The 14,283-nt window shown below is 40.3% G+C and carries 14 protein-coding genes; 4 read left to right on the forward strand and 10 right to left on the reverse strand.

Features of this window, described 5'->3' with window-relative positions:
• Positions 1 to 4: 4 nt before the first annotated feature.
• A complete protein-coding gene (locus tag BAE31_RS13900) occupies positions 5 to 745 on the forward strand; it encodes a thioesterase II family protein (RefSeq protein ID WP_076840714.1) in 741 nt (246 codons plus the stop codon).
• Positions 746 to 782: 37 nt separating this feature from the next.
• Here the strand turns inward: BAE31_RS13900 and BAE31_RS13905 are convergent, their stop codons facing one another.
• Positions 783 to 1,697: a DMT family transporter gene (locus BAE31_RS13905; RefSeq protein ID WP_076840715.1), complete on the reverse strand. Its 915-nt coding sequence runs from the start codon at positions 1,695 to 1,697 to the stop codon at positions 783 to 785.
• Between the two features lie 130 nt (positions 1,698 to 1,827).
• On the opposite strand from BAE31_RS13905, the gene BAE31_RS13910 reads away from it, so the two are divergent.
• Positions 1,828 to 3,165, forward strand: coding sequence for an aminotransferase-like domain-containing protein (locus tag BAE31_RS13910; RefSeq protein ID WP_076840716.1), 1,338 nt, complete (start codon positions 1,828 to 1,830; stop codon positions 3,163 to 3,165).
• Here the strand turns inward: BAE31_RS13910 and BAE31_RS13915 are convergent.
• From BAE31_RS13915 to tcyA, 5 genes are all read right to left on the reverse strand, one after another.
• Positions 3,162 to 3,854 (reverse strand): 4'-phosphopantetheinyl transferase family protein, encoded by a 693-nt coding sequence (locus tag BAE31_RS13915; RefSeq protein WP_076840717.1) that lies wholly within the window; start codon positions 3,852 to 3,854, stop codon positions 3,162 to 3,164. The two genes, BAE31_RS13910 and BAE31_RS13915, sit on opposite strands and share 4 nt — an antisense overlap.
• A gap of 191 nt (positions 3,855 to 4,045) precedes the next feature.
• The gene (locus BAE31_RS13920; RefSeq protein WP_041089049.1) at positions 4,046 to 4,690 is read right to left on the reverse strand and encodes a YczE/YyaS/YitT family protein; all 645 of its coding nucleotides are present in this window, start codon (positions 4,688 to 4,690) and stop codon (positions 4,046 to 4,048) included.
• Positions 4,691 to 4,834: 144 nt separating this feature from the next.
• Positions 4,835 to 5,578 (reverse strand): amino acid ABC transporter ATP-binding protein, encoded by a 744-nt coding sequence (locus tag BAE31_RS13925; RefSeq protein ID WP_024427293.1) that lies wholly within the window; start codon positions 5,576 to 5,578, stop codon positions 4,835 to 4,837.
• 12 nt (positions 5,579 to 5,590) lie between these two features.
• On the reverse strand, positions 5,591 to 6,283 hold the full coding sequence (locus BAE31_RS13930) for an amino acid ABC transporter permease (protein WP_024424286.1): 693 nt from the start codon (positions 6,281 to 6,283) through the stop codon (positions 5,591 to 5,593).
• Entirely contained in the window at positions 6,270 to 7,085 is an 816-nt protein-coding gene (gene tcyA, locus BAE31_RS13935; RefSeq protein WP_076840718.1) for a cystine ABC transporter substrate-binding lipoprotein TcyA, read from the reverse strand. The genes BAE31_RS13930 and tcyA overlap by 14 nt, the downstream gene beginning before the upstream one ends.
• A 304-nt stretch (positions 7,086 to 7,389) precedes the next feature.
• Between tcyA and BAE31_RS13940 the strand changes: the two genes are divergently transcribed.
• Positions 7,390 to 8,004: a dienelactone hydrolase family protein gene (locus BAE31_RS13940; protein ID WP_041106580.1), complete on the forward strand. Its 615-nt coding sequence runs from the start codon at positions 7,390 to 7,392 to the stop codon at positions 8,002 to 8,004.
• 314 nt (positions 8,005 to 8,318) lie between these two features.
• Positions 8,319 to 9,752, forward strand: coding sequence for an amino acid permease (locus BAE31_RS13945; protein ID WP_041106578.1), 1,434 nt, complete (start codon positions 8,319 to 8,321; stop codon positions 9,750 to 9,752).
• Between the two features lie 143 nt (positions 9,753 to 9,895).
• Here BAE31_RS13945 and BAE31_RS13950 read toward each other — a convergent pair whose 3' ends face one another.
• From BAE31_RS13950 to BAE31_RS13965, 4 genes are all read right to left on the reverse strand, one after another.
• Positions 9,896 to 11,446 carry an MFS transporter gene (locus tag BAE31_RS13950; protein WP_076840719.1) on the reverse strand — a complete coding sequence of 517 codons (1,551 nt, stop codon included), beginning with the start codon at positions 11,444 to 11,446 and terminating at the stop codon, positions 9,896 to 9,898.
• Positions 11,447 to 11,528: 82 nt separating this feature from the next.
• Positions 11,529 to 12,383, reverse strand: a complete 855-nt coding sequence (locus BAE31_RS13955; RefSeq protein ID WP_076840720.1) for an SDR family oxidoreductase — start codon at positions 12,381 to 12,383, stop codon at positions 11,529 to 11,531.
• Positions 12,377 to 13,474, reverse strand: a complete 1,098-nt coding sequence (uxuA, locus tag BAE31_RS13960; RefSeq protein WP_076840721.1) for a mannonate dehydratase — start codon at positions 13,472 to 13,474, stop codon at positions 12,377 to 12,379. The genes BAE31_RS13955 and uxuA overlap by 7 nt, the downstream gene beginning before the upstream one ends.
• Before the next feature lie 18 nt (positions 13,475 to 13,492).
• A complete protein-coding gene (locus BAE31_RS13965; RefSeq protein WP_041106570.1) occupies positions 13,493 to 14,170 on the reverse strand; it encodes a GntR family transcriptional regulator in 678 nt (225 codons plus the stop codon).
• Positions 14,171 to 14,283: the final 113 nt, after the last annotated feature.

The raw sequence follows: 14,283 nt of genomic DNA on the forward strand, positions 1-14,283 counted from the left end.
ACGTATGAATCAGTTATTGAAAACCTTTGAAAAAAAATCAGATCTCATTCAGCTTATTTGTTTTCCTTTTGCCGGCGGATATTCCGCCTCATACCGTCCGCTCTTTGAACAGCTAAAAGACGTGGCCGAAGTCACAGCAGCAGAGCCCCCAGGGCACGGCACCAATCTCATGCCGCTTGAATCAAGCATTGACCGGCTGGCAGAGCTGTATAAAGAAGGACTCACGGACAAATTGAACCGCCCATTTATTCTGTTCGGACATTCAATGGGAGGGCTTGTGGTATACAGACTAACCCAGCTGCTAGAAAAGGAAGGAATTTATCCTGCAGCAGTGGTGATCTCAGCCATTCAGCCTCCGCAAACAAAACGGCAGATGCTGACGCATTTATCCAACGAAGCATTTGTACAGCATATTGCCGAAATGGGCGGGATTCCAAAGGAATTACTAGAGAACAAACCAATGATGGATTACTTTACGCCGTCATTGCGTGCAGACTATCGGGCGCTGGAAACCTTTCAGCACACAGATCAATCGATCATCGACACACCTGTTTATTTATTCAATGGAAAGCAAGATGAGAAATGCATGCAGGATGCAAGCGGCTGGTTAAAATGGGCAAAAACCATCGAACGCACCAATTTCGATGGAGGCCACATGTACATCAACACACATCTTGAGCCATTTGCAGAGCAGATGAGACATGTGATTGAGCTTGCAGCCAAGCAGCAATTGATCAGACATTAAAAAAGAAAGCGGCTCTCTATAAAGAGGCCGCTTTTTCTTATGAATGCTGTTTCTTCACCACATTCCCGCCAATCACCCCGCCAATGACCAGCACCCCTCCGAGGAAATGATACCAATCAATCGTTTCGTGTAAAATGAGAACCCCGGCGGCGACCGTGATAAACGCTGATAAATTGTTAAAGATGCTGACCTTTGCCGCTTCTAGCTGCGAGAGTGCATAGTTTGATAAATATGCGGTAAGAAGAGATGAAAGAATACCTAAAAAGAGCATCGACCATACAAAGGATGCTTCTGTAAATGGACTGAAAAACTGAGGCAATGAGCCATTGATCGAATGCCGGATAAGCGCGGCGGCATTGAAAAAGACAAAGCCAAAGAAGGTCATCACAAAGGTGAGTTCGATCACATGGAATCGTTTTGTAATCACTCTGGCAAACACACTATATGCACTGGATGACAAGGCTGAAAGTAAAATCAGCACATAGCCGATGAAGTGAGAATGCTGGACATCAATTCCCTTCATGACAAAGAGAAGCATTACCCCGCACACAGAAAGAAAGGTAAACAGCACTTGTATCCATGTCGCACGTTCTTTTAAAAACCAGGCTGCCAGCAGCATCGTCAAAATGGGAATCGTCGCTTGAATGATGCCAGCCTCTGAAGAAGATGTATACATCAATCCCCACACTTGAAAAGCAAAGAACAAAACAGGATAAAGCAAGGAAAACGGTACGATATAAATGAGATCACGCCATTGAATGGATATGCAATTCTTCTTTCGTAAAAATGGATACAGCAATAGAGCGGCTGCAAAAGAAACAGTAAAGCGGTGTGCCAATAAATCGATTGGGTTTGCTGATTCTAATGCTATTTTGACAAACAAAAAGGAAAAACCAATGATAGAGGCGTATGCGATTGCGGCAGCATACGCTTTTTGTTTTGAAATATTCATAACGTGACTCCTTACATGAGCATGCATGCTTCAAATGAATTGACCGGTTCTGTTCTTCTATCGTAATCGGATCATTTACCGTGTACAATAAGAGAACATGATATCTGTACCGGTACAAGGAGGAAAAGGTGTGAGGAAATATGATCAGCTTGTTTTGAGTTTAAAAAGAAAAATGGATTCTGGTGAGTACAGTGCTGGGATGAAAATTCCATCCATTCGCCACTTAGCAGCTCAATATGCAGTGAGCAAAAGCACTGTCATCAAGGCGCTGGATACATTGGAGCGTGGACATCTGCTGTATTCTGTAGAAAGAAGCGGCTATTATGTCGTGAAAACGAAGCAGCGAGCAGGCAAGCAGGACGGCACATGGATTGATTTTGCTTCATCTGCACCTGATCCCGTTGTGTTTCCATATGTCGATTTCCAGCACTGCATCAACCAAGCGATCGATTTGTATCAAAATGACTTGTTTATTTACGGCACAGCCAACGGCTTACCATCACTGCTGCCAGTCATTTCAAAGCGATTAATGGATTATCAAGTGTTTGCTCATCCAGAACAGATCGTCATGACCTCTGGCATTCAGCTCGCTTTATCCATTTTAAGCACCATCCCTTTTCCGAATGGAAAACAAACCATCCTAGTCGAACAGCCGGGGTATCACTTATATCTCCAATATTTAGAGAAAAACCAATTGCCTGTGCGCGGAATTCAGCGGACGGAAAAAGGGATCGATCTTATCGAATTAGAACGTATCTTTCGAGAAGAGGAGATTCGTTTTTTCTATACGATGCCAAGATTTCAAAACCCGCTTGGAACGAGTTTATCAAAACGAGAAAAAAGAGCGATTGCATCCCTTGCCGAGAAATATGATGTCTACATTGTTGAGGATGATTATATAGCAGATTTAGAATTCGATACAAAAAGAGACCCGATCTATTCGTATGATCAGGCAGGAAAGGTCATTTATTTGAAAAGCTTTTCGAAAATCATTTTTCCGGGGCTTCGAACAGGAGCGGTCGTCTTACCTGAAGAACTGATTACACCTTTTAGCGAACACAAACGACTGATTGATATCGACAGCTCGATGCTGTCCCAGGCAGCCTTAGAAATATATTTAAAAAGCGGGATGTTTGAACGGCATAGAGATAGAATGCGGGAGACCTATCGAAACCGCTCCAAGCAGCTCGTAGCAAGTTTAAAAAATGATCAGAGCGCTTATCAGCTGGGAGAACAGGAGCCGGCTACCCATACACATGTACGTGTCGACCGGTCGATTCCCATGAATCAGCTCATTCAGCAGCTGAAAAAGGCATCTGTTTCCATTCAGCCAATTGACCGTTATTACCTGTCGGACTATCAAAAGGAGCCCATTCTTCAGCTGAACATTTGGCAGGTGAAAGAAGAGCAGATCACACGCGGAGTTGATCTATTAAAGACGGTATTTCAGAAAAGCACGCGTTATTAAAGGCGGGGCAGTATATCGCTGCAAGTGAGTCTCTCAACGCTTTCAGCCGCAGCAGACTTTCGTGAGCATACCGCCATTTGGTAGGCAGGGTCAAGTGAATATGTTTGAACAAAGCAAGGCGCTTCATGATCAGGTAATGTCAACGCCGCCTGTCCATCCTCTGACAGACGGGCTGTAAAGGACGAAAGCCCATAGGATAAGCCTTTTCCAGTCAGCTTGATAAAGGCCTCCTTCATTGACCATAGATGAAAGAAATAGGCTTCCTGCCGTTCTGCCGGCTGTGAGAGTAAATCCTGATACTCATCCGCTGAAAAAAATCGTTTGGCAATCGCCAAATCAATTGGTTTGATTTCCTCAATATCAATCCCAACAGGTGCATCATCTACTGCACAAACGACCCAATTGCCAGAATGAGAAAGATTAAAATGAAAAGAAGGAAGATGCCGTACGACAGGCTTGCCATTGCCCTCTGTTTCAAAAACGATCTGATCCATAGGCAGATCATACATATCATGGATCGTTTGACGAACCAGCACCTCACCTAACAAGGTTCTTCTTGCATCGATCAAAAAACGAAAGCGTTCAGCCGCTGCACGCTTTTCAGATGACACAAAGGGTTTCAGCCGCTCTATTTGTTGTCGTGCATCAATTTCATCTAAGTGTTGTAATTGGATAGCATATATTTTCATAACGAACCTCTAATTTTTTTACATTGATTGTACCATTGGAGAGTGCCGTGCAAAAGAGAAAGAGGCCTCCTTACAGTGAAAGCCCAAAAGGAGAGGAAGATGCAGGCTGATTTCCTCTTATAATTAAAAGAAAAGTCTGTTTATTTATTTAACCAAAAGAAAAGCCATTCTGATTATAGAATGGCTTGTTCTCATCTAGTCAGTGTTTGAACAGGTTTTTCAGCTGTTTTAGTAATTAGCAGCTGTAGGAGCCGTGTTGATTGCGGCAAGGAGAAACGAAGGACAAGACCTGTGAAGATCGCAGTCAAAATCGTTCCAATGCCAATCGGTCCACCGAGCATCCATGCAAATAAAAGCACTGTTAACTCAATGCCATTTCGAACCCACTGTACGTTCAGTCCCGTTTTCGCTGAGATGAGCAGCATTAATGAGTCCCGTGGCCCAGCGCCAAGATTAGCTGAAACATAAATGCCAACACCGTATCCAGAAACTACAACACCTGTAATAAATACATATAAAGCCGGTAAATACCCATGCGGCGCAGGTAATATCGCATTAAAGAAATCAATAAACACGCCAATCAGCACCATATTTAGTAAAGCGCCGATCTTTGGAAATGATTTCGTAAAAATAGAAGTCAGTGTCACAATAAGTGCACCAATAATAATGGACCATTGTCCAATTGTGAGTCCAAAATGCTGAAACAGTCCGTAGTGGAAAGCGTCCCAAGGACCAATCCCAAGGATCTTCCCTTTCACTGTCAGCGATAGTCCAAAAGCTAGTACGATCAATCCAACAAAATAAAAAAACCAACGTAAAAGATGTTCCCGCTTCAAAAGCATTCCCTTCTTTCTTAAACACTCGATTTCCATCGTAACATACTCTCACACCCCTTTAAATGGCTTTGCTCAATTGTAATCGCTTACTTTTAAAAAGATGAAAAAAGGCTGTCCTCACCACGTGAGAACAGCCTTTTTTCATCATACTGGATTCAAAATCCGGTTTAAGAATTGTTTTGTTCGTTCTTCCTTTGGTCGTTTGAAGATTTCTTCCGGGGGACCTTGTTCGACGATGACGCCGCCATCAATAAAAATCACTTCGTCTGCTACTTCTTGGGCAAACTTAATTTCATGTGTGACAACTGCCATGGTCCAGCCTTCCTTCGCTAGATCCTTCATGACCTTTAAGACTTCCCCGACAAGCTCAGGGTCAAGCGCAGAGGTTGGTTCATCAAAAAGCATGAGCTCTGGCTGAATGGCAAGTGCACGGGCAATCCCGACACGCTGCTTTTGACCGCCTGAGAGCTGGAATGGATACAGATCCTTTTTATCTTCCAGACCGACCTTTTGCAAGAGCCGAATGGCTTCCTTTCGAACCGTTTCCTTTGGACGGCGCTGCACCTGAACAGGACCTTCCATCACATTTTCAAGCACTGTACGGTGAGGAAACAGGTGATAATCCTGAAACACCATTCCTGATTTCCGGCGTAACTTCAGGAGATCAGCTGATTTATTTTTTTTCGAAAAATCAATCGAGAAATCATCGAAGGTAAAGGAGCCGCCATTTGGTATTTCAAGTGCATTTAAACAGCGAAGCATCGTTGTTTTTCCTGAACCAGATGGACCGAGAATGGCCACAACCTGCCCTTTGTTGATCGAAAAATCAATCGACTTTAAAATTTCGTTTTCACCAAAGGATTTCTTGAGACCTTTGACTGTTAGCATGTCGTTCCCTCCTTACCTTGCGACATATCGATCAAGTCGTTTTTCAATTTGATGCTGAACGAGCGATAGAATGAAGCAGAATACCCAATAGATGAGGGCTGCTTCCATATAAATAAACAAGATTTGATCCAAGTTCGCCGCAGCAATTTCCTGTGATTTACGGAACATCTCTGCCACGAGAATTTGGGAGGCGAGGGATGTATCCTTCACCAAACTAATGAATGAATTAGACAGCGGTGGAATCGATACACGCACAGCCTGCGGTAAAATCACGCGGACGAGCGTTTTGCGATGTGTCATCCCAATGGAATAACCTGCTTCCCATTGTCCTTTTGGAACAGACAGGACAGATGCACGGATAATTTCAGACGCATACGCACCTACGTTTAAAGAAAAAGCAATAATGGCACTTGGATATGGATCAAGTGTGATATTAAATGTCGGAAAGAAATAGAAAATAATAAACAATTGCACAAAAAGCGGCGTTCCGCGAACGGCCGACACATAGATGGAGAAAATCCATCTGAGGGCTTTAATTTTAGACATTCTAGCAAGAGCTGTCACAAGCGCGATAAAAATACCAATAATAAAGGCAATGATGGCGAGGGGAATTGTATAATAAATCCCCTGCATCACCATTGGCCAAAAAGATTGCTGAAGAAGATCCCAAGGAATGACGACTCCTAGGATGTTATTTTGTAACATCTTCACCAAACCATTTCTTAGAAATCTTAGCGAGTGTACCGTCTTTTTTCATTTCTTTTAGTGCGCCATTCACTTTGTCAACGACTTCGCCGCTGCCTTTTCTGAATGCGAAATACGTTTCTTGAGGATCTCCTGTTTCAAATGCAACTTTTAGGTTTTTGTTACCGCTTGTTTTCAAGTAATTCAATACAGCCAATTTGTCATTGAACGTCAGATCAGTACGTCCTTGCTGAATCAATTGAATGGATTGTGCAAGACCTTCAACGCCTTCGATCTTAGCGCCAGCATCTGTTGCTAGTTTATTGTAGTTACTTGTTAACGATTGTGCTGCTTTTTTGCCTTTAACATCAGATAGTTTCTTGATGTCGTTGTTATCTGATTTTGTTACAACAATGGCTTGAGATGTCGTGTATTTATCAGAGAAATCGTATTGATTTTCACGTCCAGTTTTCCCCACTTGGTTCGCTACCACGTCAAAACGTTTTGCGTTCAGTCCAGCAAACATACTGTCCCATTGTGTTTCTTTGAATTCAGGTTTTAAGTCAAGACGTTTTGCTACTTCAGTGATGACTTCTACATCGTAGCCAGTTAATTTATCTGTCTTTTTGTCATGGAATGTGAAAGGAGCATAAGTACCCTCTGTTCCGATGGTTAATACACCTTTATCCTGAATGGATTTCCAAAGGTCTCCTGATTCCTTAGACCCAGATTGTTTATTCGCGTTGTCGCTTGCACCAGATCCACATGCCGTGATCAATGCAACACAAGCGCCTAAAATAATGGCAAAGAACATTTTTTTCATTTTATTCCCCACTTTTCTTGTTGGTATTTACAACATATGATCTTACAGAGAAGCAACCTAAAAGTAAAGCATTTGAAACTAGCTTGAGCGAATCTCACCAACTTTATGCCTTCAAACGGTCGAACGGACAAACGATAGAACTATACCCAAGTTAAAAGGTGAATAAAACCATACACAAGTTCAAGATGATTTGATTGGTGGAACGTTAGATAAACGATTCGGGTAAAATATGCTATGATCATCCCAACGAAATTTTCCAATCGATTCAATTGACTTCTAAGAAACAAAAGGGAAGTGTGAACATTTGCATACATCGAAACAAAAACCTGTCATGATCTTAATACACGAAATATACGGAATAAATGATCATATGAAGAGTATGATCCATTATTTCGACAAAGCTGGATTTGAGGTTTATTGTCCTCATTTATTGGGACAGGCGAAGCACTTCCCTTATGTCAGTGAAAATGAGGCTTACGACTACTTTATGAATAAAGTTGGTTTTGATAAGCCTGTAAAGAGTGTACTGAATCTGGCAAAAGAGTTAAAAACGAAGAATGCCGCGATAGACATATTTCTGCTAGGTTTTAGTGTGGGGGCAACAATTGCCTGGCGATGCAGCCAAAATGATCAGCTGTTTACCGGAGTTATTGGATTTTATGGTTCAAGGATCAGAGATGACGTCGATCTTGCGCCCGCCTGCAAAACGCTGTTATTTTTCCCGGAGATCGAAGCATCCTTTCATCCCAGGGAGATTGCGAGTGTTTTGGAGAAAAAGAAAAAGCTTTGCGTGACAATAGTAGAGGGAGAGCATGGATTCGCCAATCCTTATTCTGCGGCTTTTCACGCTGAATCTAAAAATCGCTGCTTTCAGGAAATAGATGAATTTATCAAAGTGTGTTTGCTAAAAGCAGAATGACTTGTGACAAAAGTGATCATAAGAACTGTCTAAAATGAGACTCGAAAAGAATGAAACGAAACCAGTGTGCAACGATAAAGTTTCATGCTGGTTTTTTTGTGCAATATTTTAGATATATGGCATCCTATCAAATGGTTTGATCCACCACATATTTGTGCGAACATTACTAAAATAAAGACTTTGAGACAGTGACCATAGAAGGAAGCATATTTATTATAAAAGATGTATAATTAGTAGGTTGTTTTGAAAATGGAATGAATCACATGGAGACATGTTTTGATAACAGAGCATCTTAGAAGAAGGAGGGCATCATTGTGGATGTTGGACAAAATCAGCCTGAACAATTGAAAAGGGCGATGACCTCCCGCCATTTATTTATGATTTCACTTGGCGGTGTCATTGGGACAGGCTTTTTCTTAGGAACGGGCTATACGATTGGACAAGCAGGGCCGGTCGGAGCCGTTCTTTCATATATTGTGGGCGGATTGATCATGTATTTAACCATGCTGTGTCTTGGGGAGCTGTCTGTTGCACTTCCTGTGTCGGGCTCGTTTCATACGTATGCGACGAAATTTGTCAGCCCTGCAGCAGGTTTTGCTGTCGGCTGGATTTATTGGCTCGGCTGGGCGGCTACGGTCGCCCTTGAGTTCTTATCAGCAGGACAGCTGATGAGGCGCTGGCTGCCGCAAGTAGATGTGTGGATTTGGTGTCTCATATTCGGACTCTGTCTTTTCTTATTAAATGCCCGGTCAGCGAAAGCGTTCGGGGAGTCGGAGTTTTTCTTTTCCACCATTAAGATTATTGCGATTTTACTCTTTATTGGCGTAGGCGGAGCGGCGATGTTTGGGTTTATTGAAACAACGAGCGGTGAACCCGCCCCATACTTCAGCCATTTTGTGAGTGACGGGCTATTTCCAAATGGCCTGCTCGCTGTTGTGGTTACGATGATAACAGTAAATTTTTCGTTTCAAGGAACAGAGCTGATCGGGATTGCGGCAGGTGAAAGTGAAAACCCTGAGAAAACCGTTCCCCGCTCAATCCATCAGACCGTATGGCGTACACTCGTCTTTTTCGTCTTATCTATTTTTGTCTTAGCGGGTATGGTGCCTTGGAAGGAAGCTAGTGTGCTGCAAAGCCCATTTGTTACTGTGTTTGAGAGAACGGGCATTCCTTTTGCGGCAGACATCATGAACTTTGTCATTATCATTGCTTTATTATCTGTTGCGAACTCTGGCTTGTATGCATCAACGAGAATGCTGTATTCCTTATCGAAGGAAGGAATGGCAGGAAAAGCATTTAGACGCGTCAATCAGCGCGGTATTCCGATGAATGCCTTACTGCTCACCTTCCTGTTTACAGGGATTTCGCTGTTATCCGGCTTCTTTGCAGAGAAAACGGTATTTGCCTGGATCGTGTCCATTGCCGGCATGAGTGCCCAGACAGGCTGGATCACGATTACATTATCACAGCTGCTTTTCCGTAGAAAATACTTGAAAGCAGGCGGAAAGCTGGAAAACTTAAAATTTAAAACGCCTCTTTATCCGGTGCTGCCGATCATCGCAATTACACTGAATACCATCGTATTGGTCAGCCTTGCCTTTGATCAAGAGCAGCGCATCGGGCTATATGTCGGTGTACCGCTTATGATCATTGGATATGTTGTCTATCACCGCTATGTGAAAAAGCATCAGGCGAAAAGTGAACCGCTGAAGCTGCAGATCCGCGGAGATGATGAGATCCGGTTTTAAAATCAAAAAACACTAAATTTAAGATATTTAAAAACACCTCTGATATCAATCTGAAGGTGTTTTTTTTTGAAGTGATTCTGGAACTTCTCCTATTAATAGAAGTACTATTTAACTGAGCTGTAGTTCTTAACTAACAACAAAAGTTAGTTCATATCCTGCTTAAAATCTTGTTGTTCAAAATGTTGGCGCTTATTCTGATATCCTACGTTATTATTACCCCAAAGCTTCTCGTAATCCCATCCTGTTAGCGCTTTCAAAACACTTCTTGTTTCATCATCAGCCTGTTCCATTGAACCATTATTCTTTAACCTATTAATTTCATTAATCATAATGGAATGAGTTTTCTTAGATAATTTAAATCTAAATGAAATAACTAAACTAATACCGACTAGCCCTACAGTTCCGAAAAACAGAATACCTACAATCCCATTTATTGCTGTAGTAGACTGTGTCGTCGCATTTGCAACGAATCCACTTTCCTGTAAAATAACTCCTACCAAGAATGTGGCTAAAGCTGTAGTACTCTTGCGTGTAAAAGTCATAATACCTGCAAATATTCCTTCTCTTCTTTTACGAGTGACCATTTCATCTACATCAGGAATGAAAGTGTAAATATTCCATGGTATATAATATAATCCACTCTTTCCGATGCCTAAGATAACAGAGAACGCATACAACGCTATAATCATATAAGCTGGCTGTGTGAAGTATAAAAATATATAACCACTTATACATGTAATAATCGCAATATAAGATATTTTCAAAGATGGCGCAGGACCTATTTTAATCACGAGCCAACCAAACAATATTGTACATACCATTTGAAGTAATGAACCAATAGATAATAAATCGGCTGCCAGCACTGCATCTTTATTTAAAGAAAACACAACAAAGTAGACAAAGACAGCGTTTAAAATATCCATGGCCGTAAACGAACAAATATACATCGTGAGGTGCTGACGGAAACTTCTTATTCTAAAAGTAGATGTTAAGTCAATGATGACTTTTTTTATGGATTCTATAGCAGGTACTTTTTCTACACCATCAGGTTCTATCATGTCTTCTTCTATTTTACGTTCCCATGTTGTTCTATGTGTAATTAATAATGCGGCCATAAAAATAAAGGTGAAGATAATCCCATTGTAAAGAAAAACTTGAGGTGAATCTTTTCCGAATATTTCGAATAATCTGCCTGGAATAAAGGTAGCTAAAAATGTTCCTAGTCCTGAATAGATTAATCTTATTGTTGAGAGCTTGGTCCGAGCATTAAAATCATTCGTCATTTCAGCTCCAAGTGTTTCAAATGGAATTAATACCATTGCTGCAAGGAATTCTAACAAAATATAAACCGTTAAATAGTACCAGTAATTCATATCAGAAATCCAAAGAAGAGAATAAATAACCATTAAAGGGCTTCCAACTAGCAAAAAGAACCTGCGTCTTCCAAATTTTTTCCCAAGTTTTGTACGACCAAAATTATCAGTGATATGGCCCATAATTGGGCTTGCTATCGCATCAATAATACGTGCAATTGCAATAATAGATCCTGCTTCAACAGGGGTAAGACCGCAGTATGTAATGAAAAAATATAACATCCATGCGCCTATTATAGCGAATGCTCCCCCTCCAAATATATCCATTGTTCCATAACCAATATAATTTTTGAGTGTTAGTTTCCTGTTCTCAGTCTGCATTCTTATGTCTCCTTTCCAAGCCTACTTATAAATTTAAAAAACAGATAAAATAAAGATGTATGACAAGGAAAAAATAAAAATATTAAACACCTGAATACGCCATAAAACCTCCATCAACAGGAATTGTCACGCCGGTAACAAATGCTGACATATGATCATCAACAAGCCATAATAGGGTACCAAGAAGATCTTCTGGCGTACCAAACCTTCTCATTGGTGTATTCGAAATAATCTTATGTGACCTCTCTGTATAATCTCCATCTTCATTTAGGAGAAGGTTTTTATTTTGTGAGGTTAAAAAGAAGCCCGGTGCAATAGCATTTACTCTAATTCCTGCCTCAGCCATATGAACAGCTAACCATTTGGTGAAATTTTCAATTGCTGCTTTTGCCGCGCTATAAGCAGGCACTTTGGTCATTGGAGAAGGGGCACTCATAGATGACATGTTGATGACAACTGCTCCCTTTTGATGAACCATATGTTTAGTGAAAATTTGTGTAGGAATGAAAGTCCCCATAAAATTTAAATCAAATACATTTTGTACACTATCTGTACTTAAATGAAAAAAAGTATTTACCTTAGGATTAGTAAGATCTTCTGTTTGAAATATTTCGTTGGTTGTATTTGCACTGGAGTGGTTACCACCAGCTCCATTTATCAATATTGTACACATGCCTAATTCCTCTGTTACAATCTTCTCGGCTTGTTCCACACTATCTTTATTCATCACATCACATTTAATCGCAATCGCTTTCCCACCCATAAGGTTAATTTCTTCGGCTACCTTTTCACCCTTTTCGACTGTTCTATTTAAAATAGCCACAGACACGCCATGTCTAGCAAGTTCCTTTGCCATGGCGCTGCAAAGTACGCCACTTCCTCCTGTTATGACAGCTACTTTACCAGCTAAATTTTTATTTTCTTGTATGTTTACCATGTAGCTTCCTCCTTTGCTTCTTTTCGTACAGACTGTTTATTTTTTAAAGCATCCCAAGCTCCCCACAAATACATAATTCCAAGTGCTCTATCATAAAGACCATATCCAGGCCTGCATTGTTCATCCCAAATGTGTCTTCCATGATCGGGTCTACAATAACCTTTGAATCCGCTTTCATAATAAGCATGTATAATGGCTGAAACGTCTACTGATCCATCTTTTGATCGATGCGATGTTTCAACAAAGTCCCCGTTATCATATACGCGTACATTTCTTATATGAGTAAATGGTATTCTATCAATAAATTCGTGAATCATAGAAACTAAATCATTCTCTAAGTTTGCTCCTAAAGATCCTGTACAGAGCGTTATACAATGATATGGGCTGCTATTTAGTTGTAAAATTTTTCTGATGTTTTTTTGGTTAGTTACTATTCGCGGTAGACCAAAGACAGGCCAAGGTGGATCGTCAGGATGAATAGCCATTTTAATATCATGAAGTTCTGCAATTGGAATAATCTGATCTAAAAAATATTTCAAGTGGGCCCATAAATCCTCTTCTGTTATATTTTTGTAGGCTTCAAAAAGTTGGTGGAGGTGATTTAACCGCTCTGGTTCCCAACCTGGCATGGTTAAACTGGAGTTCTCACTAATTTTATTTACTAATTCTTTCGGATCAATATCTTTAATTCGACTATGTTCATAAAATAGAGCTGTAGATCCATCAGAAAGTGTTTTATTTAAGTCTGTACGGATCCAATCAAAGACAGGCATAAAGTTATAACATATGACTTTAACACCCACCTTTGCTAGCTTCTGAATTGTTTTCTTATAATTTTCTATGTATTGATCTCTAGTTGGAAGTCCGAGCTTAATGTCTTCATGAACATTCACGCTTTCAACCACTTCAATATGAAGGTTATGTTTATCGGCTAATTTTTTCATTTCTAACATTCTTTCTATTGGCCACTCTTCTCCTACGGGCACATCATGCAGTGCCCAAACAATTCCTTCCACTCCTGGAATCTGCTTTATTTGTTCCAGTGTGATCGTGTCGTTTCCTTCTCCAAACCATCTGAATGTCATTCTCATCTACCATCACCCCTAATTTTATTGAAAATAATTTGGATATTCTTTCTTCAATAATTCTTTATCAACAAGTGCAATTTTCAAATGTTCTTCCATGATTTTTTCAGCTTTATCAGCATCTTGATCTTGTATAGCTTTGAAGATATTTACATGTTGAGAAAGAATATTATCCCAATTATAATCTGTTACTAGCCTTAACATGCGACTCCTATTAAAGTGTACATTCATCTGTTGAATAACTAACCATGTTTTTTCTTTTTTACACCGTTTGAAAATAGTTCTATGAAACTCCTCATCTAATTCAAACATTTTTTTATAGTCTTTTTTCTTAACGCAAATTTTTTGCATACTTAAATTCATATCTAAATCATTAATCAGCTCTTCCGAAAATTCCTGACAGGCTAGTCTAATCACTGCCTTCTCGAGATGTTCTCGCATAAACCGTGCTTCCTCCACAAGGTTCAAATCAATTAAAGAAACAAATGTACCTCGTTGAGGATAGATACTTAATAATCCTTCTTGAGATAATTTTAAAAAGCTTTCTCTTACAGGAGTTCGACTCACATTAAATTGAACTGATATTTCCTTTTCAGAAATATTTGTCCCAGGTGGAAGCTTCAGGCTTAATATTTGATCTTTTAGCATATTGTAAACTTGTTCCCTCGTAGAGAGGTTTTGGTTTTTAAAATCAATATTCATTATTCTAATCTCCTTTCTCTAACATACTACCATACAAGTAGATTAGAATGGTAGACATTCATTTCATTTTTCTGAATACTTGTACTGTGAGCATCTCTTGATGATTCCACTGT

It is taken from the genome of Bacillus sp. I-2 (genome assembly GCF_001974945.1).
In the GTDB taxonomy this organism is placed as follows: Bacteria; Bacillota; Bacilli; order Bacillales; family Bacillaceae; genus Bacillus; species Bacillus safensis.

Excerpts from the sequence above, each read along its gene's own strand:
- BAE31_RS13900 (WP_076840714.1), top strand. The coding sequence starts at position 5 with ATGAATCAGTTATTGAAAACCTTTGAAAAAAAATCAGATCTCATTCAG.
- BAE31_RS13905 (WP_076840715.1), bottom strand. The coding sequence starts at position 1,697 with ATGAATATTTCAAAACAAAAAGCGTATGCTGCCGCAATCGCATACGCC.
- BAE31_RS13915 (WP_076840717.1), bottom strand. The coding sequence starts at position 3,854 with ATGAAAATATATGCTATCCAATTACAACACTTAGATGAAATTGATGCA.
- BAE31_RS13925 (WP_024427293.1), bottom strand. The coding sequence starts at position 5,578 with ATGCTAACAGTCAAAGGTCTCAAGAAATCCTTTGGTGAAAACGAAATT.
- BAE31_RS13930 (WP_024424286.1), bottom strand. The coding sequence starts at position 6,283 with ATGTTACAAAATAACATCCTAGGAGTCGTCATTCCTTGGGATCTTCTT.
- tcyA (WP_076840718.1), bottom strand. The coding sequence starts at position 7,085 with ATGAAAAAAATGTTCTTTGCCATTATTTTAGGCGCTTGTGTTGCATTG.
- BAE31_RS13950 (WP_076840719.1), bottom strand. The coding sequence starts at position 11,446 with ATGCAGACTGAGAACAGGAAACTAACACTCAAAAATTATATTGGTTAT.
- BAE31_RS13955 (WP_076840720.1), bottom strand. The coding sequence starts at position 12,383 with ATGGTAAACATACAAGAAAATAAAAATTTAGCTGGTAAAGTAGCTGTC.
- uxuA (WP_076840721.1), bottom strand. The coding sequence starts at position 13,474 with ATGAGAATGACATTCAGATGGTTTGGAGAAGGAAACGACACGATCACA.
- BAE31_RS13965 (WP_041106570.1), bottom strand. The coding sequence starts at position 14,170 with ATGAATATTGATTTTAAAAACCAAAACCTCTCTACGAGGGAACAAGTT.